Source organism: Cupriavidus sp. FW305-26, assembly GCF_058787975.1.
The window spans coordinates 1-21,570 of the sequence record NZ_JBYTAH010000084.1 but is presented as its reverse complement, the minus strand read 5'-3'; the positions used below and the strand labels follow the sequence as shown (position 1 = coordinate 21,570).

Genomic DNA, 21,570 nt, shown 5'->3' with positions numbered 1-21,570 from the left:
CTCAGCGCGCCACGTTGCGCATCCAGTCGGCGGTCTGGAAGAACGCCTGCATCAGGCGCAGCTGCAGGTCTTCGGACAGGCCGATGTCCTGCATTGCCAGCGCCATGCAGCGCATCCACTGGTCGCGCTCGCTCACGCCGATCTCGAACGGCATATGGCGCGCGCGCAGGCGCGGGTGGCCGAAGCGCTCGATAAAGTGGTTGGGACCGCCCAGCCAGCCGCACAGGAACCAGAACAGCTTGTCGCGCGAGCCCTCCAGCGAGGGCGGGTGCAGCGCGCGCAGCCCGGCGAACTGGGTCTCCAGGTCCATCAGGTCGTAGAAGCGGTCGACCAGCTCGCGCACGCGCGCTTCGCCGCCCACCAGCTCAAATGCAGTCACCTCGGCCGTGCCGGGCTTGTCGTTGGATTCAGTACTCATCACACACTCAAACAGCGCAGCCACTCAGGCATCACGCAAGGTCGCCAGCGCGGGCTGGCGCAGCACTTCGCGCAGGCCCAGCCAGCCGCCGGCAAAAGCGCACAGCATGCCAGAAACCACGCCCACCGGCACGATCCAGGCATTGAAGCGGTACGGGAAATCGAAGACGAACTGCGACAGGCCCCAGCCCACCGCGATCGCGCCCAGGCTGGCCAGGAATCCGGCCAGGCCACCCACCACCAGGAACTCGGCGTACTGGGTCTGGCGCACCAGCGCGGCCGAGGCGCCCAGCGCCTTGAGCAGGCCCGCGTCGCGCATGCGCTCGTCACGCGCGCCGGACAGCGCCGCGTACAGCACGGTCACGCCGGCGGCCAGCGTGAACACGAAGAGGAACTCCACCGCCGCGATCACCTGGTCCAGGATGTCCTGGATCTGGCGCAGGATCAGGTCGGTATTGACCACGGTGATGTTGGGGAAGGCCGCGATCAGCCGGTTGCCCAGCGCCGTGCTGGCGGGCGGCAGGTGGAACGACGTGATGTAGGTCTCGGGCAGCCCCTGCATCGCCTGCGGCGGCAGGATCACGAAGAAATTGACCCGCATCGAGCCCCAGTCCAGCTTGCGCAGCGAGGTCACGCGGGCCTGCACCGCCTGGCCGGCCACGTCAAAACGCAGCGTGTCGCCAAGCCGGATGCCCAGCGTCTTGGCGATGCCCTCTTCCACCGAGGCGCCGGCGTCCGGGCCGTTGGACCAGCGCCCGGCAATCACGCGGTTGCCCTCGGGCAGCGCATCGGTATAGGACAGGTTGAATTCGCGCTCGACCAGGTTGCGCGCGCGCCCGTCCTCGAAGCTGTCGCCGCGGATGGCGCGCTCGCCGATATGGGTCAGGCGCCCGCGCACCATCGGGTAGAGCAGGTCGTTGATGCCGGCGCCGGCCAGCATCTGGCGCAACGGTTCGCGCTGGTCCGGCTGGATATTGATGATGAAGCGGTTGGGCGCGTCGGCCGGCGTGGCCTGGCGCCACGAATCGACCAGGTCGTTGCGGGTCATGCCGAGCAGCAGCAGCGCCATCAGCCCCACCGCCAGCGCCACGGTCTGCAGCACCGTGACCGCGCGGCGGCGTTCCAGCACCGCCAGCGCAAAGCGCCAGCCCATCGCCGCGCGCCCGCGCAGGCGCCCGCGCAGCAGGCGCGACAGCAGCGTCAGCAGCCCCAGCGCCAGCACCGCGAAGACCACGCCCGCGGCGACAAAGCCGCCCGCGGTGGTCAGCCCCAGCCGCAGGTCGCGCGCCGCCACCAGCAGCAGCGCGACAAAGGCGCCCAGGCCCAGTGCATAGGCCACCCAGGCCGACACCGGCGGCAGCCCGATATCGCGGCGCAGCACCCGCAGCGGCGCCACCCGTGTCAGCGCCAGCAGCGGCGGCAGCGCGAACCCGGCCAGCAGCACCAGCCCCGCCAGCACGCCCACCAGTGCCGGCAGCAGCGACGGCTGCGGCAGCGACACCCGCAGCAGCCCGCCCAGCGACAGCAGCAGGCCATAGTGCGCCAGGTACCCGAGCAGCACCCCGGCGAGCGCGCCCGCGGCCCCCACCAGCAGGAACTCCAGGCCGACGGCGCGCAGGATCTGCCCGCGCGACAGCCCCAGGCACTTGTAGACCGCGCAGGCATCGGTGTGGCGCTGCATATAGCGGCGCGCCGACATGGCGATGGCCACCGCCGCGATCATCGACGACAGCACCGCCACCAGCGACAGGAAGCGCTCGGCGCGGTCCAGCGTGGCACGCATCTGCGGCTGGCCCGACTCCAGCGACTCGACCCGGGTATTGCGCAGCTTGCGGCGTCCGATCTCGTCCTGCGCCCATTTCTGGAAGGCAGCGCCGGCGGCGTCGGGGCCGGCCACCAGCAGCCGGTAGGTCACGCGGCTGCCCCAGCCGATCAGCCCGGTGCTGTCCAGGTCCGACAGCGGCATCAGCACGCGCGGCGCGAAGTTCATGAAGCCGGTGCCGCGATCAAGCTCCTGCGTGATGATGCGGTCGATGCGGAAGCTGCGGCTGCCCAGTTGCAGGGTGTCGCCCACGGCAACCCCCAGGGCGCCCAGCAGCGCCTCGTCGACCCATACCGTGCCCGGCGCGGGAATGCCTTCGGCGGGCGCATCCGGCGCCCCCGCCGCACTGGCCACCTTAAGCTTGCCCCGCAGCGGATAGCCGTCGGTCACCGCCTTGAGCGCGGCCAGCTGGCTGGGCGCGTCGCCGCCGGCCGGCGCCTTGCCGTTGGCAGTCGCCATGCTCGGGAAGGTGACGGTCTGGGCCACGGCCAGCCCCGCCGCTTGCGCACGCTGCGCGAAGGCGGCATCGAAAGGCTGGTCAGCCACCAGCAGTACGTCGGACGCGATCATCTGGCGCGCGTCGCGCTCCAGGCCCAGCCGCATGCGGTCGGCCATGAAGCCCACGCTGGTCAGCGCGGCCACGGCCAGCACCAGCGCAAACAGCAGCAGGTAGAGCTCGCCGGCAATCCAGTCGCGCCGCGCCATGCGCAGCGCCTGGCGCCAGGCGGAGAAGCGACCGCCATGCGCGGGGCGCGTGCCGGCGGGGTTGGCGGCCGTGGCCGGGGCTTCGATGGCGGACTCGGGAGGCATCGGTTGCTTTGGTTCTTGGTTTCTGGCGGCGGCGCGCCTCGGGTCAGTCGAAAAAAACGGGAATGGCCGGGAAGCTAGCGGGGTGTGCCAGGCCGCTCGGTCCTGCCGCGCAGGCTCGCATGCAGCCGGCGCACGCCGCGCCACAATTTCGGCAGCAGCCACACCGACACCAGCAGGAAGACCACCAGCAAGATCAGGAACACCACCGGCAGGAAGAACGCCAGCAGCAGGCTGCCGGTCGCGGTCAGGTCTTCAGTGAATGAGGCCGTCCAATTGGAGAACGGTTCCGGCGACACATTGATCAGCGCGCGCGTGCCCGCCTTGACCGCATGCGCGGTGCCGGCCAGCGTGCCGCCGATCAGCCCTGCCGCCACCATCCACTGCGGATCCAGCTGGCCGAAGGCGGCGGCGGCCAGGATCGCGCCGGCGGGAATGCGGATAAAGGTATGGATGCCGTCCCAGACGGTATCGAACGCGGGCACCTTGTCGGCGACGAATTCGGCCACGGCCAGCACGGCGGCCACGCCGATGACCCACCAGGATTCCAGCGGCTGCAGCCCGGGCGGCAGGTCCAGCCAGCCCAGGCGCGCCAGCACGCCGGCGGCCAGCACCGCAAGGTAGAGGCGAAAGCCGCTGGCCCAGGACATGCCCGCGGCCAGCGCGGCGGTTTCCAGCATGGCGCTCCTTGCAAGGGTCTGGCGCAAGCCGATGCAAAACCGCGGTGCGCCTGGCAGGGAGTGTAATACGGACCGGGCCGCGCAGCCGCGCGCCCGTCGGCGTCATGCCGCCCGGCTCGCCCTCAGGCGTCCTCCTTGCCGCCCGGCCCGAACCACGGCAACGCCTCCTGCGGGGTCAGGATGCCGGCCGGCTCGGCCATGGTGTAGCCGGGCAGCGTTTCGATGCGCCGGGCAAAGGCCGGGTCGGCCAGCAGCGCCAGCAGTGCTGCCATCCAGCCGGCGGTCTGGTCGTTCTTGCGCAGCGCCAGGTAGTAGGCCTCGCGCGTCAACGGCACAAAGGCCAGCCCATGGGCCTCGGCATTCATGCGCAGCCCGAAGCCCACCTGCGCGCGGCCGCCGTGCACGGCCTCGGCCACCTTCTCGTTGCTGAACTCGGTCTCGTCGTAGCCGGCGATCTGGTCGGGGTACAGGCCCTGCGCGGCCAGCAGCTGGTCGAACAGCATGCGCGTGCCCGAACTGCGCTGCCGGTTGACGAAGCGCGCCTGGGTGCGCGCCAGGTCGCGCAGGTCATGCACCTCGCGCGCCACCTCCGGCGCCAGGATCAGGCCCTGCTCGCGCCAAGCCAGCCGCAGCAGCCGCACCGCGGCCGGCCGCAGCCACTTGCGCAGCGTCACATGCGCGACCGAGCCCGCGGTCTGCACCGGCGAGACATAGAAGCCGGCCAGTTCCGACTGCCGCTCCTGCAGGCAAATCAGCCCCTCCACGCTGCCGCAAAACACCGTATCGAGCTGCAGCGAGGTTCCTGCCTCGCCCAGTGCGGCGGCCAGCACCTCCACCGCCGGGTCATGGCTGCCGGTGAAATGCACCTGCGACTGCGGCTGCTGGGCATCGTCCAGCTCGGCAATGAAGTCCGCCATGGCCTTCTGCACCACCGGGTCGACCGATTCGCGCAGGCGCAGCTCGGCGCGCAGCAGGCGTTCGCCGAAGCGGGTCAGCGAGGCACCGCGGCCGCGCTCCATATCGAGCACGCTGCGCCCGAGCATTTCCTCCCAGGTCCGCATCACGCCCCAGGCATGGCGGTACGACAAGCCGATCTCGCGCGCGGCGCGGTGCAGCGACCCGGTTTCGCGCACGGCCTTGAGCAGCTGGAACACCTTGCCATTCGCGCGCGGATTGTCGTCTGGCGCGATCACCGGAAACAGGTCAAAGCGGAAGATCATATGTCCTCCGCAGCATATTTACTTGTCGATCTCAGCTGGACCACAATGAATACCCCATTCTTATGTTCTTTTGCCGCATTCTCCATGAGATCGAAAGGCAAAAGCAATTATGTCTGGAAAAACATAATACAAAGGAGCCACCGCATGTCGCCTCGCCTTGCCCAACGCCTGCGCCGCCCAGCGCGTCATCTCGTTGCGATGGCCTGCGCAGGCCTGCTGTCGGCGGCCCATGCCGGGGAACTGAAGCTGGCCACCACCACCAGCACCGAGAACTCGGGCCTGTTGAAATACCTGCTGCCGCGCTTCGAGCAAAAGGCGGGCGTCACCGTGAAGGTGATCGCGGTCGGCTCGGGCAAGGCCATGAAGATGGGCGAGATGGGCGACGTCGACGTGCTGCTGGTGCACGCGCGCAAGATGGAAGACGCCTTTGTCGCGGCCGGCTACGGCGTGAACCGCCGCGACGTGATGTACAACGACTTCATCGTGGTCGGCCCGGCCAGCGACCCGGCAGGCGTCAAGGGCGGCAAGGACGTGCTGGCGGGGTTCCGCAAGCTCGCCGGCAGCAGCAAGTTCATCTCGCGCGGCGACAACTCCGGCACCGACGTGATGGAGAAGGACTACTGGAAGCAGCTCGGCATCGAGCCCAAGGGCCAGCCGTGGTACGTCAACGCCGGCCTGGGCATGGGCGAGGTGCTGACCATGGCCGCGCAGATGCCGGCCTATACGCTGTCGGACCGCGCCACCTACGGCGCCTATCGCGCCAAGACCGGCCTGGCCATCGCCATCGAAGGCGATCCGAAGATGTTCAACCCGTACGGAATCATCGCGGTCAACCCCGCCAGGCATGCGGGTATCAACCACACGGATGCGATCAAGCTGGTGGAGTGGATCACGTCAAAGGAAGGACAGGACGCGATTGCCGGGTACAAGGTGGAAGGCGAGCAGTTGTTCTTCCCGAGCTACAAGGCAAAGTAAGCCCCCTCGCCTGCTGCCCGGCCCGCTCAGCCGGCCTCTGCCTCCAGCCGCGGCAACTGCGGCAGGTCCGCCGCCACCTCGGCGATCATGCGCCGGATCCACATCACATCCGGCGCCGCATGGCAGCGCTCGTGCCACAGCTGGTAGAAGCGCATGCGCGGGAACGACACCGGCGAGGGCACCATGCGGATCGGCAGGTACTGCGCGTAGTGCGCAGCAAACTGGCGGCCGGTGGTAAAGACCATATCCGTCTTCATCAGCACATACGGCACCAGGCCGAAATACGGCAGCGTGACCTGGATATTGCGCTTGTAGCCCTGCTCGGCCAGCGCCTGGTCGATCATGCTGCGCTGCATCGACGCATACGGCGCCGGGGCCAGGTGCGGCATCTCCAGGTAGTGCTTGAGCGTCAGCCCCTTGCGCGCCAGCGGATGCTGCGCGCCCAGCATGCACACCACCTCGTCGTCGAACAGCGGCGAGATATGCAGGTGCTCAGGCGGCGACAGCCAGTTGCCGACCACGATATCGAGCTGCCCCTGCTCCAGGTCGTCCAGGAAGTCCGACGACGACGTCATCGGATGCACGAACAGCTTGGCGCCCGGCGCCAGCCGGCGCACGCGCTCGACGATATTGGGCAGGAAGAACGCGTCCAGGTAGTCCGGCGCGCCCAGGTGGAAGGTGCGCGTGGTGGTGGCCGGGTCGAACTGCTGCGGCGGGCGCGCGATGCGGTCCATCGCCGCCAGGCTCTGCTCGGCCAGCGCCAGCAGTTCGCGGCCGCGCTCGGTCGGCACCATGCCGTTTTTGCCCCGCACCAAAATGGCATCGCCGGTGATCTCCCGCAGGCGCTTCAGGGTATTGCTGATGGCGGGCTGGGACTGGCCCAGGCGCACGGCCGTGCGGGTCACGCTCTGCTCGGTCAGCAGGGTGTGAAGCACCCGCAGCAAATATGTATCGAGATGGTCGCGTCCGTGCATGGCGATGGCGGCCCTCCGGCGGGGGCCAGATGGGTGGCGTGGGGGATGGGAACGGCGCATAGTGTATGACAGGCGCCCCACAAACGGTCAAATCACCTCCTCCAGGGGGCGCCTGGCGGTGCGGCGGGGCACCAATCGGGCCGCCCGCTGATGGGGCATATCACCTGGGCCGAATATTGCATGAAAGGCCAGGGTGCTATGTTTCCGCCATCACCAAGAGAGAGAAGACCATGGAGACGCAAACCATCCGCTTTTTCCACCGCGGCCAGGTCAAGGAAGTATCCGACGCCCCCATTACCCGCACCGTGCTGCAGTACCTGCGTGAAGACGCGCGCTGCACCGGCACCAAGGAAGGCTGCGCCGAAGGCGACTGCGGCGCCTGCACCGTCGTGGTCGGCGAGCTGCAGGACGGCGGCAATGTCGAATTCAAGGCGGTCAACGCCTGCATCCAGTTCCTGCCCACGCTCGACGGCAAGGCCCTGATCACGGTCGAGGACCTGCGCCAGGCCGACGGCAACCTGCACCCGGTGCAGGAAGCCATGGTCGAGTGCCACGGCTCGCAGTGCGGCTTCTGCACTCCCGGCTTCGTGATGTCGCTGTGGGCGCTGTACCAGCAGCACACCCCGGGCGGCGAAGCGCCCTCGCGCCAGACCATCTGCGACGCGCTGACCGGCAACCTGTGCCGCTGCACCGGCTACCGCCCGATCATCGACGCCGGCGAGCGCATGATGGCCTTGCCCGCCCCTACGGCGGACAAGCTCAACCCCAAGCAGATCGCCGACACCCTGCGCAACCTCAAGCGCGGCGAGACCTTCCGCTACCGCGCCCAGGGCCAGGAGTTCTTTGCCCCGCGCAGCGCGGCCGAGTTCGGCGCGATCAAGGCGGCACAGCCCGATATCCGCATCCTGGCCGGCAGCACCGACGTGGGCCTGTGGGTCACCAAGCAGTTCCGCGAGCTGGGCAACCTGCTCTACGTGGGCCAGGTGGAAGACCTGAACCACATTGAGGAACGCGACGGCATGGTCGAGATCGGCGCCGCCGTGACGCTGGAAAAGGCCTACGCCGCACTCAACGCCGCACACCCCGAGCTGGAAGAGATGTGGAAGCGCTTTGCCTCGCTGCCGATCCGCAATGCCGGCACGCTGGGCGGCAATATCGCCAACGGTTCGCCCATCGGCGACTCGATGCCGGCGCTGATCGCGCTGGGCACGGAAGTGGTGCTGCAGCACGGCGAGACGCGCCGCACGCTGCCGCTGGAAGACCTGTACCTGGCCTACCAGAAGACCGCGATGCAGCCGGGCGAATTCGTCGCCGCGCTGCGCGTGCCGGTGGCCGGCCCGCAGCACTTCCGCACCTACAAGCTGTCCAAACGCTTTGATGAGGATATTTCCGCCGTGTGTGCCGCATTCGGCATCACCGTGCAGGACGGCCTCGTCACGCAGGCGCGCATCGCCTTCGGCGGCATGGCCGCCACGCCCAAGCGCGCCGCCGCCACCGAGGCGGCCCTGACCGGCCAGCCGTGGGATGAAGCCACCGCCCGCGCCGGCATGGCCGCGCTGGCGCAGGACTACACGCCGCTGTCCGACATGCGCGCGACCGCGTCTTACCGCAGCCGCGGTGCCGCCAACCTGCTGTACCGCTTCTGGCTGGAGACCCGCGCCGAAGCGCTGCCCGCGGCAGCCGTCAACGTCCGCGCCATCGGCGCCGGCGCCACTGAAACCGCCACGGCCTGAGCCAGAGAAAAAGGAAAGCATCGGCATGAACAAGCAAACCGAACCCTTCCTGCTCGACGCCACCGCCGAACAGGTCTCGCAGGTCGGCATCTCGCGTCCGCATGAATCCGCCCACCTGCACGTGGCCGGCACCGCCACCTACACGGACGACATCCCCGAGCTGGCCGGCACGCTGCACGCCGCGCTCGGCATGAGCACCCGCGCGCACGCCCGCATCAAGTCGATCTCGCTCGACAAGGTGCGCGCCGCGCCCGGCGTGGTCGACGTGCTGACGGTGGACGACATCCCCGGCACCAACGACTGCGGCCCGATCATCCACGACGACCCGATCCTGGCGCGCGACGTGGTCCAGTTCATCGGCCAGCCGGTCTTTATCGTGGTGGCGACCTCGCATGACGCCGCGCGCCGCGCCGCCCGCCTGGGCACCATCGACTACGAAGACCTGCCCCCGGTGCTGTCGCCGCAAGCCGCGCACGAGGCCGGCAGCTATGTGCTGCCGCCGATGCACCTGACGCGCGGCGAGCCCGCTGCGCGCATCGCAAGCGCGGCCCACCAGGACAGCGGCAAGATCCACCTGGGCGGCCAGGAGCAGTTCTACCTGGAAGGCCAGATCTCGTACGCCGCGCCGCGCGAGAACGACGGCATGCAAGTGTGGTGCTCGACCCAGCACCCGACCGAAATGCAGCACGCGGTGTGCCATATGCTCGGCTGGCAGGCGCACCAGGTGCTGGTCGAATGCCGCCGCATGGGCGGCGGCTTCGGCGGCAAGGAGTCGCAGTCGGCGCTGTTCGCCTGCTGCGCCGCGCTGGCCGCGTGGAAGCTGATGTGCCCGGTCAAGCTGCGCCCGGACCGCGACGACGACATGATGATCACCGGCAAGCGCCATGACTTCGTGTTCGACTACACCGTGGGCCACGACGATGAAGGCCATATCGAGGGCGTCAAGGTCGAGATGGTGTCGCGCGCCGGCTTCTCGGCCGACCTGTCGGGCCCGGTGATGACCCGCGCCATCTGCCACTTCGACAATGCCTACTGGCTGCCGAACGTGCAGATCGACGGCTACTGCGGCAAGACCAACACGCAGAGCAATACCGCCTTCCGCGGTTTCGGCGGCCCGCAGGGCGCGTTCGCGGTCGAGTACATCCTGGACAATGTCGCCCGCACGGTCGGCAAGGATTCGCTGGACGTGCGCCGCGCCAACTTCTACGGCAAGACCGAGAACAACGTCACGCCCTACGGCCAGACCGTGGAAGACAACGTCATCCACGAGCTGATCGACGAACTGGTGGCCAGCAGCGAATACCGCGCCCGCCGCGAGGCCACGCGCGCGTTCAACGCCACCAGCCCGGTGCTGAAGAAGGGCATCGCCATCACCCCGGTGAAGTTCGGCATCTCGTTCAACGTGGCCCACTTCAACCAGGCCGGCGCGCTGGTGCACGTCTACAACGACGGCTCGGTGCTGGTGAACCACGGCGGCACCGAGATGGGCCAGGGCCTGAACACCAAGGTGGCGATGGTGGTGGCGCATGAGCTCGGCATCCGCATGGAACGCGTGCGCGTGACCGCGACCGATACCAGCAAGGTGGCCAATACCTCGGCCACCGCAGCTTCCACCGGTGCCGACCTGAACGGCAAGGCCGCGCAGGACGCCGCGCGCCAGATCCGCGAGCGCCTGGCCGTGTTTGCCGCGCGCAAGGCCGGCGTGGAGCCGTCCGAGGTGCGCTTCAACGATGACCTGGTCAGCGCCGGCGAGCTGCGCGTGTCGTTCGGCGAGCTGGCGCGCGAAGCCTATGTGGCGCGCGTGCAGCTGTGGTCCGACGGCTTCTACACCACGCCCAAGCTGCACTGGGACCAGAGCAAGCTGCAGGGTCGCCCGTTCTACTACTTCGCCTACGGTGCCGCGTGCTCTGAGGTCCTGGTCGACACGCTCACCGGCGAATGGAAGCTGCTGCGCGCCGACGCGCTGCACGACGCCGGCCGCTCGCTGAACCCGGCGATCGACATCGGCCAGGTCGAAGGCGCGTTCATCCAGGGCATGGGCTGGCTGACCACCGAGGAACTGTGGTGGAACAAGGACGGCAAGCTGATGACGCACGCCCCGTCCACGTACAAGATCCCGACGGTCAACGACTGCCCGGAGGAATTCAACGTGCGCCTGTTCCAGAACCGCAACGTCGAGGACAGCATCCACCGCTCCAAGGCCGTGGGCGAGCCGCCGCTGCTGCTGCCGTTCTCGGTGTTCTTCGCGATCCGCGACGCCGTGGCTGCCGTTGGCGACTACCGCATCAACCCGCCGCTGAAGGCCCCGGCCACCAGCGAGGCGATCCTGGACGCCGTCGACGCCGTGCGCGAAGCCGCGGCGCAGCCAGCCTGAGCTGGCGGAACGATCGCAGGAAGCGCGCGCCTGCGGGCGCCCCCGGACTTTCCCCCCTTGGCCGCGTTGACGGGCATGGGGCCGGTGGAAGAAGCAGGCGCGCGCCACCCTTGCGATGACACAGCGCAGGCAGCACCACAGCATCAAGCAGCAACCAGGCAACACCGACAAGGCCCCCGACATGCAGGACGCACCGCTCAAACCCTTCCGCTTCGCCGACGCCGCCCGCATGGTGCGCGCCGGCGTGCCGGCGGCGATGGTCACCATCGTCGAGGTCAAGGGCTCGGCCCCGCGCGAGTTCGGCATCCGCATGCTGGTCAGCGCCGACGACCTGGTCGGCACCATCGGCGGCGGCCACCTGGAGTGGCGCGGCATGGATATCGCGCGCGAGATGCTGGTGCGCGGTGAACAACGCCGGATCGAGCGCATCCCGCTCGGGCCGGCACTGGGCCAGTGCTGCGGCGGCGTGGTGCAGCTCGCATTCGAGGTGCTGGGCGAAGCCGACCTGCACTGGCTTGACGCGGTCGAACGCAATTTCACCGCCGGCAAGGCACTGCAGCGCCAGGTGCCGGCCAGCGGCGCGATCACCCATGGCGACAGCCATGCCGTGACCCCCGGCGTAACGCTGCACGCCGACGGCAGCTGGACCGATACGCTGGTGCCCGACACCATGCACGTGGTGCTGTTTGGCGCGGGCCATGTCGGCCATGCACTGGTCAAGGTGCTGGCCACGCTGCCGTGCCGCGTGCACTGGGTCGACGAGCGCGACACGCTGTTCCCCGGCGGGCTGCCCGACAATGTCGAGGCCGAGGCCAGCGACACGCCCGAAGCGGTAGTGGCGCAGGCGCCCGCGGGCAGCTACTTCCTGGTCATGACGCACAGCCATGCGCTGGACCAGACCCTGTGCGAAGAAATCCTCAAGCGCACCGATTTCGCCTACTTCGGCCTGATCGGCTCCAAGACCAAGCGCGCGCGCTTTGAACACCGCATGGCCGAGCACGGCATCGACCCGGCCCGGTTTGCGGAAATGACATGCCCCATGGGGGTTCCCGGGATTACCGACAAGGCTCCGGCTATGATTGCGGTAGCCATCGTCGCCCAGCTGCTCCAGGTCCGCGAACAGCGCCTTGCCGCGCTGCGTCTGGGCCGCCCGGAGGCGGTGCATCCCTGAACCCGTGCCGCCGGCCCCGCCGGCAGGCACAGAAAAGCCCAGAAACGAGGCCCCCATGACCATCGATGCCGCGCTCGCGGAACAGATCCGCCGCACTCCCAAGGCCGAACTGCATGTGCATATCGAAGGCACGCTTGAGCCGGAACTGATCTTCCGGCTCGCGCAGCGCAACCAGGTGGCGCTGCCCTATCCCAGCGTCGAGGCGCTGCGCGCCGCCTACGCCTTCACCGACCTGCAGTCGTTCCTGGACATCTACTACGCCGGCGCCAGCGTGCTGCTGACCGAGGAAGATTTCTTCGACATGACCATGGACTACGTCAAGCGCGCCGTCGCCGACAACGTCCGCCACGCCGAGATCTTCTTCGATCCGCAGACCCATACCGCGCGCGGCGTGCCCATCGGCGTGGTGATCGACGGCATCGCCGATGCCCTGGCCCAGGCGCGCACCGAATATGACTTCTCCAGCAGCCTGATCCTGTGCTTCCTGCGCCATCTGCCGGAGGAAGACGCCTTCGCCACGCTGGAGGCCGCGCTGCCCTACCGCGACCGCTTTGTCGGCGTGGGCCTGGATTCGTCCGAGCGAGGCAACCCGCCCGAGAAGTTCGCGCGCGTGTTCGCCAGGGCGCGCGAGCTGGGCCTGCACCTGGTGGCCCACGCGGGCGAGGAAGGTCCGGCGCAATACGTCACCGACGCGCTCGACATCCTCAAGGCGCAGCGTATCGACCACGGCGTGCGCGCCATCGACGATCCGGCGCTGGTGGAACGCCTGGCGCGCGAGCGCGTGGCGCTGACCGTGTGCCCGCTGTCGAACGTCAAGCTCAAGGTCTACCCGGACCTGCGCGACCACCCGCTCAAGCGCATGCTCGATGCCGGCGTGGTGATCACGCTGCATTCGGACGATCCTGCCTACTTCGGCGGCTATATGAACGCCAACTGGGAAGCCACCTTCGAGGCGCTGCCGCTGGACGCGGCCGATGCCCACAAGCTTGCCCGCAACAGCTTTGAAGCGGCCTTCCTGCCTGCCATGCAGAAGGCCGAATTCCTGGCGGAAGTCGACCACTTCTGGTCGAGCCCGCCCAAGTCCCCGCCCGCAACGGCCCCAGCGGCCTGAGCGCGGCGCATGCCAATAGCCCGGCCCGCTGCTTGAACCATGCCGTTCCGCGCGGGCCGGCCACAAGAGACACACCATGACGACCAACCCCAAGACTGACTCCCTCACCCGTGCCATTCGCGGCCGCGTGCTGCATTTCCTGCGCGATCCGCAATTCCATGAGGATGCATATCAGTATTGGGACGACGGGGTGCTGATCGTCACCAACGGGCGCATCGCCGCTGCCGGCGACTATACGCAGCTGGCTGCGCGCATTCCGGCCGACGCCGAGATCGTCGACCACCGCGGCAAGCTGATCGTGCCCGGCTTTATCGACACCCACGTGCACTACCCGCAGACCGACATGATCGCGTCGCCGTCGCCGGGCCTGCTGCACTGGCTCGAGACCTACACCTTCCCCGAAGAGCGCCGCTTTGCCGATCCCGACTACGCGCGCGGCGTGGCCGGCTTCTTCACCGAGGAACTGCTGCGCAACGGCACCACCAGCGCGGTGGTCTGGAGCACGGTGCACAAGGCCTCGGCCGAGGCCCTCTTTGCCGAAAGCGAGGCGCGCAACCTGCGCATGGTCACGGGCAAGGTGATGATGGACCGCAACTGCCCGGAATTCCTGCGCGATACGGCCGAGACCGGTGCCCGGGACTCCGCCGACCTGCTCTCGCGCTGGCATAACAAGGGACGCCTGGCCTACGCCATCACACCGCGCTTTGCCCCGACCTCGACCGAGGCGCAGCTGGCCGCCTGCGGCGAGCTGGCGCGCGCCTATCCGGACGCCTTTATCCAGACCCACGTGGCCGAGAACCGCGACGAGGTCAAATGGGTGGCCGAGCTGTTCCCGGACGCGCGCAGCTACCTGGACGTGTACGACCGCTACGGCCTGCTGCGCCCGGGCGCGATGTACGGCCACGCCATCTACCTGGACCAGGACGACCGCCGGCGCCTGGCCGACAGCGGCGCCGCGGTGGCGCATTGCCCCACCTCCAACCTGTTCCTGGGCAGCGGCTTCTATGACTTCCACCAGTCCGACGCCAACCGCCTGAACGTGACGCTGGCCACCGACGTCGGCGGCGGCACCTCGTTCTCGATGTTCCGCACCATGAACGCGGCGCACAAGGTGGCGCGCATGGGCAGCTACTACCTGACCGCGCTGCGCATGTTCTACCTGGCCACCCGTGCCGCGGCCGAGGCGCTGGGCTGGACCGACCGCGTCGGCAGCTTCAGCGTTGGCTGCGAGGCCGATTTCATCGTGCTGGACCCCAAGGCCACGCCGCTGATCGCCCGCCGCAGCAACCGCTCGGAAACGCTGGAAGAAGAGCTGTTCGCCTTTGCCATGCTGGGCGACGACCGCGTCATCGACAGCGTCTATGTGATGGGCGAGGCCGCCCACGTGCCGGCCGCCTGATCCGTCACCTGGCCAGCAGCCGCCCGCCGCCATGCGGCGGGCGCGCTTTTACCGCTTCGCCCCCGCCTCCGGCTTGACGACCGTCAAGGCCGTCTTCGACAAAGCCTTCTAACCTTGCGGTTCCGCCGCGGCCGTTCTGCGCGCCGTGCGCCCTTACCCATCCGACCGCAATCAGAAGGTTCCGCATGACCGCTTTCCAATCCGCCGCTCACGCCCCTGAGCGCGCCAGTGGCCCGCATGACGTGCCCCATGCCGCGCGCAAGGGCGCGCCCAACCACGCCCCGCTGCCGGAGCCGATTGCGCCGGACGCCCCGCTGCCCTCGCGCAAGATCATCCGCGGCTGGCTGATCCCGCTGGGCCAGCGCAGCACGCCGCGCGCACTGCTGCTGTTCGCCTTCGACTACCTGTTGTTCGGCGCCGTGCTGGCCGGCGTGGTGCTGGCGCAGCACTGGGCCGCCAAGCTGGCGCTGGGCGTGCTGGCCGGGCTGATCATCGCGCGCCTGTTTATCATCGGCCACGATGCCTGCCACCAGAGCCTGACCCCGCGCCGCGGCCTGAACAAGTGGCTGGGCCGGCTCACCTTCCTGCCCTCGCTGACGCCGTACAGCCTGTGGGAAGTCGGCCACAACGTGGTGCACCATGGCTATACCAACCTGAAGGGCTTCGACTTCGTCTGGGCGCCCTACTCACTGGAAGAATTCAACGCGCTGCCGCGCTGGCGCCGCGTGATGGAGCGCATCTACCGCACCGGCTTCGGCCCGGGCCTGTACTACCTGGTGGAAATCTGGTGGTGCAAGATGTTCTTCCCCAGCAAGCGCCAGATGGCTACGCGCCGCCCGATCTTCACCGGCGACTGTGTGCTGGTAGCCGCCTTCGGGCTGGCCTGGATCGGCGCGCTGGCGGGCCTGGCGCTGGCCACGGAGCAGTCGGTGTGGTTGCTGACCGGCGCGGGCTTTGTGCTGCCATTCCTGGTCTGGAACGTCACCGTCGGCTTCGTGCTGTATGTGCACCACACCCACACCAGCGTCGCCTGGTATGACACCAAGGCCATGTGGGCCAAGGCACAGCCCTTTGTCTCGACCACCGTGCACCTGCGCTTCCGCCACGGCATCGGCGCGGCGCTGCACCACATCATGGAACACACCGCGCACCACGTCGACATGAGCGTGCCACTGTACCGCCTCAAGCGCGCCCAGGCACTGCTGGAGCACGCGCTGCCGGGCCGCATCATCATCGAGAACTTCTCCTGGCGCTGGTATTTCGATACCGCGCGCCGCTGCAAGCTCTATGACTTCAAGGCCCTGTGCTGGACCGATTTCCGCGGCCGCCAGACCAGCGACAACGCGCCTGTACCCGGCTGAGGGTGCAGGCCTTGTGGCGGGGGCAGGTGGACGCCTCCCCCCCCCCCCCCGCCGCTATAATTGCCGCTTCCATTGGGGAGTAGCCGCCCTGCTCTCACCGCGCCGCGCAATGCGGACTCCGGGGGACAGGGGCGTACGTCAACAGACTTGACCGCTTGCGGTTATGGCGTGCGCAGCTCCGGACCCGCCCGGCCGTACTGATACGGACCCGGCAGCGTCCAGCCTGGCGAGACCGATGACCATACCTTTCTGGCCGGGCCGGGAAAGGTGTGCGTCATTGGCATCTCGCGATGCATTGCGGCCCGGTTACCCCACAAGACCAATATGGAAGCCTTCCTCGTCTCCACAGGCATCGTCGCCCTCGCTGAAATGGGCGACAAGACGCAATTGCTGTCGCTGGTGCTGGCCGCGCGCTACCGCAAGCCCGTTCCCATCATCCTTGGCATCCTGATCGCCACGCTGTTCAACCACGGCTTTGCCGGTGCGCTCGGCGGCTGGATCACGCATGTGCTGGGCGAAAGCCTGCTGCGCTGGATCCTGGGCCTGGGCTTTATCGCAATGGCGGCATGGATGCTGATCCCCGACAAGCTCGACGACGCCGAACAAGCCAGGCCGGTCAAGGGCGCCCTTGGCATCCTCGGCACCACCATCGTGGCCTTCTTCTTTGCCGAGATGGGCGACAAGACCCAGATCGCCACCGTGGCGCTGGCCGCGCGCTTCAGCGATGCGGTGATTGCCGTGGTGGCCGGCACCACCTTCGGCATGATGGTCGCCAATGCGCCGGCGGTCCTGCTTGGCGACAAGTTTGCCAACAAGATGCCGATCGGACTGGTGCACAAGATCGCGGCGGGGATTTTCCTGGTGCTGGGGGTGCTGGCGTTGCTGAATATCGGCGGATAAGTCGCCGAAAAAAAACGGGGCACAAGGCCCCGTTCAAACCCTCGCCGGTCCGGTACTGACGGTTGCCAACTGCACAACCCTCCGGACCGTCGATCACCGATGCTCGGAATTCGCGGGCCGGCGGCACGCGCCGGCCCTGATGCTTTTCAGATCAGGCCACCCTCAGTTGGTGGTCTTGGCACCGCCTTCGAACCACTGGCCCAGCAGGGCGCGTTCGTCGTCGGTGATCTGCGTCACATTGCCCAGCGGCATCGCCTTCTGCTGCACGGCCTGCTGGTAGATCAGCTGCGCGTGGGCCTTGATGTCTTCCGCGGTATCGAGCTTGATGCCCTTGGCTGCGGTCGGCATCATCTTCGGCTGCTCGGCGTGGCACTGCACGCAGCGTGCGTTCATCACTTCCTGCACCTTGGCAAAGCTGACGGCGGTGGCGGCTTCACCACCTTCTGCCTTGGCCACGGCCGGGCGCGGTTGCGGCGCGATCAGCACGGCGACCACGGCCAGCACGGCAACGCCGGCTGCGGGCCAGGCCACGTTGATCTTGCCCTTGTGCTTGAGGATGAAGAACTGGCGGATCAGCACACCGGCGAGCATGATCAGGATCAGCGCGGCCCAGTTGTACTTGTAGCTGTAGGTCATGCTGTAGTGGTTCGACAGCATCGCGAACAGCACCGGCAGCGTGAAGTACGTGTTGTGCACGCTGCGCTGCTTGGCGTTCTTGCCATGGACCGGATCGACCGGCTGGCCCGCACGCAGCGCGGCAACCACCTTGCGCTGGCCCGGGATGATCCACACCAGCACGTTGGCGCTCATGATGGTGGCGATCATCGCACCGGTCAGCAGGAACGCCGCACGGCCCGAGAACAGGTGGCACGCCACGTAGGCAGCCACGGCCACGTAGATCGCCACCAGCACGCCCACGGTCTTGTCGCTCTTGCCGAACACGCGGCAGATCACGTCATAGACCACCCAGCCCGCGGCCAGGTAGGACAGCGCCAGGCCGACCGCCGCGCCGGGCGACATGTCGTAGACGTTCTTGTCGATCAGGAACGTGCTGGCGTTGAACAGGTACAGCACCACCAGCAGGCCGAAGCCGGTCATCCACGTGGAATACGACTCCCAGTAGAACCAGTGCAGGTTCTCAGGCAGCGTCTTGGGTGCGGTCAGGTATTTCTGCGGGTTGTAGAAACCGCCGCCGTGCACGGCCCACAGCTCGCCGCCGACACCCTTCTCCTGCAGGTCAGGATCGGTGGGACGGGTCAGGCTGTTGTCGAGCCAGACGAAATAGAACGAGGAGCCGATCCACGCGATCGCCGTGATGACGTGCACCCAGCGCAGCAGCAGATTGGCCCAGTCGAGAATGTAGCCTTCCATGTCTTGTCTCCTGTTTCCCTATGCCACCGCTTCAGCTGCCGCGGTAGGTCGAGTACGACCAGGGCGAGACCAGGAGGGGCACGTGGTAGTGCGCGTTGACATCGGCAATGCCGAAGCGCAGGGGCACCACGTCCAGGAAAGCCGGCTCGGGCAGCTGCGTGCCTTGCGCGCGGAAGTAGTCGCCCGCGGCGAATTCCAGCTCGTACACGCCAACGGCGAAGTCCGCACCTTCCAGCAGCGGCTGGTCGCAACGGCCGTCGTGGTTCGTCACGACTGTCTTCAGGGTTTCGCGGCGATTGTCGACAATTTTATGAAGAGTAACCGACATGCCCTTGCCGGGCGTGCCGGCAGCGGTGTCGAGTACGTGTGTGGTCAAGCGTCCCATCGTGTTTTTCCTTAGGCGATTGGGTTGTGAGGGGCGCCGCTGCCTTCACTAGCACCATTTGTGGGAATGGTGCCCGCTCGGTACGTCTGGTAACGCATCCCGGCGCTGGGTGGTGCGTGGCGACAATGCGCCTGCACTACCCGGTTGGCAATTCAGGGATTTCCCTGAGTTGTCGAAAACCTGAGTCGGTTTTGTTGACAATATTGGAGCAGTAACCAAATAATTGTCAACAATTTTTGGATCACCGCTGCCTGATGTCCAGGATTTGCGGTGCCCCGCCTGACTGCTGGTGCCACGATGTCCAAGAGCCTGAAGCTGATTGCCGCCAACGCCGAAACCAAGGCCGACGCCGAGCCGACCGAAATCCAGGCGGGCAAGCCCGCCAGGCCCGCACGCAAGGGCTCGGTCGAAGAGCGCATGTATCACGAGATCTACGACGCGATCATGGAGCACCGGCTGCCGCCGCGCACCAAGCTGACCGAGCATTCCCTTTGCGAGATCTATGCCACCGCGCGACACACTGTGCGCAAGGTGCTGTCGCACCTGGCCGCCGACGGCATGGTCGACCTCGAGCCCAACCGCGGCGCCTTTATCGCCAGCCCCTCCACCGACGAAGCGCACGACATGTTCGAGCTGCGCCAGATGCTGGAACGCGCGGTGCTGGAAAAGCTTGCCGGCATGCCCGACGTCAAGGCCGTGATCGCGCCGCTGCGCCAGATGGTGGCCAGCGAGCGCCAGGCCTTCCTCACGCATGACCGGCCCAAATGGATCCGCCTGTCCGCCGAGTTCCATACGGCGCTGGCGGAACTGTCGGGCAATGCGCTGCTGGTCAACATGATGCGCCGGCTGGTGTCGCGCACCACGCTGATGATCGCCAGCGTGGAAGCCCCGGGCAACAACGCCTGCTCGTTCGATGAACACGAAGAGATCCTCGACGCACTCGAACAGGGCAATGCCGCGCTGGCCCAGTCGCGCATGGCGCACCACCTTGGCGCCTGCGCCGACCGCGTGCAGCCGGACGAGCCGGGCAACTTTGATCTTCGCAGCGTGCTAGGCCGCTCCACCTAGCACGGTGTTCCCGCCCCTGCCCCCAACTACAAGGCCAGACCTGATCGGCAAACAGCACCCGGCTCACCGACGAGAGTGCTGAGACGACAGGCAGATAACGGTCCGGAGACCCTCCGGGATCCAGGACCGGGGCCATGGCAGTGGTGTTCCCATCAAACCAAAGGAGAGGAGACGCACCCATGAATTCCGCAAGCACCACGGTCCCGACGGACCTCACCAACGAGCGTTTGCCTTCCGGGCGCCTGCTCGCGCTCGGGTTGCAGCACGTTCTGGTGATGTACGCCGGCACGGTTGCCGTGCCCTTGATCGTTGGTGGCGCGCTCAAGCTGCCCAAGGACCAGCTGGCGTTCCTGATCAACGCCGACCTGTTCGCCGCGGGCCTGGCCACGCTGATCCAGGCCTTTGGTTTCTGGAAGTTCGGCATCCGCCTGCCGGTGATGATGGGCGTGACTTTCGCCTCGGTGGCGCCGATGATCGCCATCGGCACCGATCCCAATGTCGGCCTGCTCGGCATCTATGGCGCGGTGATCGCATCGGGGATATTCGGCATCCTGATCGCGCCGATGATGGGGCGCATGCTGGGACTGTTCCCGCCGGTGGTGACCGGCACGGTGATCACGCTGATCGGCGTGTCGCTGATGCGCGTGGGCATCAACTGGGCGGCCGGCGGCCAGCCCACCACCCGTGCCGTGATCGACGGCGTGGTCAAGGAGGTGCCCAACCTCGCCTACGGCGACCTGGCCAACCTCGGCATTGCCGGCCTGACGCTGCTGATCATCCTGCTGCTGACCAAGTACGGCCGTGGCCTGGTGGCCAACTGCGCAGTGCTGCTGGGCATCATCGCCGGCACGCTGGTGGCGATGGCGATGGGCAAGGTGTCCTTCGAAGGCCTGGATGAAGCCAGCTTCGTTGCCGTCATCACGCCGCTGCACTTCGGCATGCCGACCTTCGAAGTGACCGCCATCCTGTCGATGTGCATCGTCATGCTGATTACGCTGGTGGAGTCCACCGGCATGTTCCTGGCGCTGTCCGACATCACCGGCAAGAAGCTGAGCAACGAGGACCTGACCCGCGGCCTGCGCGCTGACGGCCTGGGCACCGTGATCGGCGGCATCTTCAACACCTTCCCGTATACCTCGTTCTCGCAGAACGTGGGCCTGGTGACGGTGACCGGCGTGCGCTCGCGCTACGTGGCGGCTGCCGGCGGCATCATCCTGATCGCCTTCGGCCTGTTCCCCAAGATGGCCCACGTGGTGGCCTCGGTGCCGCAGTTCGTGCTGGGCGGCGCCGGCATCGTGATGTTCGGCATGGTGGCCGCCACCGGCATCCGTATCCTGGGTTCGTGCGATTTCAACCGCAACCGCCACAACCTGTTCATCGTCGCCATCTCGATCGGCGCCGGCATGATCCCGACGCTGGCACCGACCTTCTTCCAGTACCTGCCGAAGTGGACCGGGCCGTTCACCCACAGCGGCATCGTGCTGGGCACGATCGTGGCCGTGGCGCTGAACCTGTTCTACAACGGCATCCAGTCGCGCGAGGAGGCCATGCGCAACGCCGCCGCCAACTCGCACGGCACCGAGTAACTGAAGCAACGGTATCGAAGTATCCGACACCGCCGCCGGCACGACTGGCACGTTCATTGCGTGATGGTCGGCGCTTGCGGGCGGCGCGGCGGTGCCGGGCGTTTTCCTGAAGCAAGCAAAGACACATGACAAAAGATAACTATCCACGCGATCTCATCGGTTACGGCGCCCGGCCGCCGCACGCCCGCTGGCCGGGCGGTGCGCGCGTTGCGCTGC

The 21,570-nt window shown here is 67.5% G+C and carries 17 protein-coding genes and 1 riboswitch; of the genes, 10 read left to right on the top strand and 7 right to left on the bottom strand.

All coding sequences use genetic code 11. From position 1 onward, the window contains the following. Position 1: 1 nt before the first annotated feature. The 4 genes from AC3WQZ_RS30995 to AC3WQZ_RS30980 form a co-directional block, all read right to left on the bottom strand. Entirely contained in the window at positions 2-418 is a 417-nt protein-coding gene (locus AC3WQZ_RS30995; protein ID WP_010809157.1) for a group II truncated hemoglobin, read from the bottom strand. Positions 419-442: 24 nt separating this feature from the next. Next, positions 443-3,049: an ABC transporter permease gene (locus tag AC3WQZ_RS30990; protein WP_492301859.1), complete on the bottom strand. Its 2,607-nt coding sequence runs from the start codon at positions 3,047-3,049 to the stop codon at positions 443-445. Positions 3,050-3,123: 74 nt separating this feature from the next. Next, positions 3,124-3,726: a DUF4126 domain-containing protein gene (locus AC3WQZ_RS30985; RefSeq protein ID WP_010809159.1), complete on the bottom strand. Its 603-nt coding sequence runs from the start codon at positions 3,724-3,726 to the stop codon at positions 3,124-3,126. Between the two features lie 122 nt (positions 3,727-3,848). Beyond that, positions 3,849-4,946 (bottom strand): substrate-binding domain-containing protein, encoded by a 1,098-nt coding sequence (locus tag AC3WQZ_RS30980; protein ID WP_010809160.1) that lies wholly within the window; start codon positions 4,944-4,946, stop codon positions 3,849-3,851. 144 nt (positions 4,947-5,090) lie between these two features. On the opposite strand from AC3WQZ_RS30980, the gene AC3WQZ_RS30975 reads away from it, so the two are divergent. Continuing rightward, positions 5,091-5,921, top strand: coding sequence for an ABC transporter substrate-binding protein (locus AC3WQZ_RS30975; RefSeq protein ID WP_492301858.1), 831 nt, complete (start codon positions 5,091-5,093; stop codon positions 5,919-5,921). A 26-nt stretch (positions 5,922-5,947) separates the two neighbouring features. On the opposite strand, the gene AC3WQZ_RS30970 is transcribed toward AC3WQZ_RS30975, so the two are convergent. Next, on the bottom strand, positions 5,948-6,895 hold the full coding sequence (locus AC3WQZ_RS30970; protein WP_010809162.1) for a LysR substrate-binding domain-containing protein: 948 nt from the start codon (positions 6,893-6,895) through the stop codon (positions 5,948-5,950). A 230-nt stretch (positions 6,896-7,125) separates the two neighbouring features. Here AC3WQZ_RS30970 and xdhA point away from each other — a divergent pair, with 230 nt between their 5' ends. The 7 genes from xdhA (at position 7,126) to AC3WQZ_RS30935 (ending at position 16,944) form a co-directional block, all read left to right on the top strand. Continuing rightward, complete coding sequence (gene xdhA / locus AC3WQZ_RS30965) at positions 7,126-8,628, top strand: xanthine dehydrogenase small subunit (RefSeq protein ID WP_492301857.1); 1,503 nt, start codon at positions 7,126-7,128, stop codon at positions 8,626-8,628. Positions 8,629-8,653: 25 nt separating this feature from the next. After that, positions 8,654-11,002 (top strand): xanthine dehydrogenase molybdopterin binding subunit, encoded by a 2,349-nt coding sequence (gene xdhB, locus AC3WQZ_RS30960; protein WP_010809164.1) that lies wholly within the window; start codon positions 8,654-8,656, stop codon positions 11,000-11,002. A 181-nt stretch (positions 11,003-11,183) separates the two neighbouring features. Then, the gene (gene xdhC / locus AC3WQZ_RS30955) at positions 11,184-12,173 is read left to right on the top strand and encodes a xanthine dehydrogenase accessory protein XdhC (RefSeq protein ID WP_492301863.1); all 990 of its coding nucleotides are present in this window, start codon (positions 11,184-11,186) and stop codon (positions 12,171-12,173) included. A 55-nt stretch (positions 12,174-12,228) separates the two neighbouring features. Next, positions 12,229-13,284: an adenosine deaminase gene (locus tag AC3WQZ_RS30950; protein WP_010809166.1), complete on the top strand. Its 1,056-nt coding sequence runs from the start codon at positions 12,229-12,231 to the stop codon at positions 13,282-13,284. A gap of 76 nt (positions 13,285-13,360) precedes the next feature. Then, the gene (gene guaD / locus AC3WQZ_RS30945; protein ID WP_439668654.1) at positions 13,361-14,683 is read left to right on the top strand and encodes a guanine deaminase; all 1,323 of its coding nucleotides are present in this window, start codon (positions 13,361-13,363) and stop codon (positions 14,681-14,683) included. A 185-nt stretch (positions 14,684-14,868) separates the two neighbouring features. Continuing rightward, positions 14,869-16,044, top strand: a complete 1,176-nt coding sequence (locus tag AC3WQZ_RS30940) for a fatty acid desaturase (RefSeq protein WP_010809168.1) — start codon at positions 14,869-14,871, stop codon at positions 16,042-16,044. Between the two features lie 62 nt (positions 16,045-16,106). After that, positions 16,107-16,254: riboswitch (yybP-ykoY riboswitch) on the top strand. A 114-nt stretch (positions 16,255-16,368) separates the two neighbouring features. Beyond that, positions 16,369-16,944, top strand: a complete 576-nt coding sequence (locus AC3WQZ_RS30935) for a TMEM165/GDT1 family protein (protein WP_010809169.1) — start codon at positions 16,369-16,371, stop codon at positions 16,942-16,944. A gap of 162 nt (positions 16,945-17,106) precedes the next feature. On the opposite strand, the gene AC3WQZ_RS30930 is transcribed toward AC3WQZ_RS30935, so the two are convergent. Then, entirely contained in the window at positions 17,107-18,315 is a 1,209-nt protein-coding gene (locus AC3WQZ_RS30930; RefSeq protein ID WP_010809170.1) for a urate hydroxylase PuuD, read from the bottom strand. A 31-nt stretch (positions 18,316-18,346) separates the two neighbouring features. Next, positions 18,347-18,700 carry a hydroxyisourate hydrolase gene (uraH, locus tag AC3WQZ_RS30925; RefSeq protein WP_010809171.1) on the bottom strand — a complete coding sequence of 118 codons (354 nt, stop codon included), beginning with the start codon at positions 18,698-18,700 and terminating at the stop codon, positions 18,347-18,349. 297 nt (positions 18,701-18,997) lie between these two features. Between uraH and AC3WQZ_RS30920 the strand changes: the two genes are divergently transcribed. Together AC3WQZ_RS30920 and AC3WQZ_RS30915 are read left to right on the top strand one after the other, a co-directional pair. After that, entirely contained in the window at positions 18,998-19,768 is a 771-nt protein-coding gene (locus AC3WQZ_RS30920) for a GntR family transcriptional regulator (protein WP_011614838.1), read from the top strand. Between the two features lie 179 nt (positions 19,769-19,947). After that, positions 19,948-21,354: a nucleobase:cation symporter-2 family protein gene (locus AC3WQZ_RS30915; RefSeq protein ID WP_010809173.1), complete on the top strand. Its 1,407-nt coding sequence runs from the start codon at positions 19,948-19,950 to the stop codon at positions 21,352-21,354. Positions 21,355-21,570: the final 216 nt, after the last annotated feature.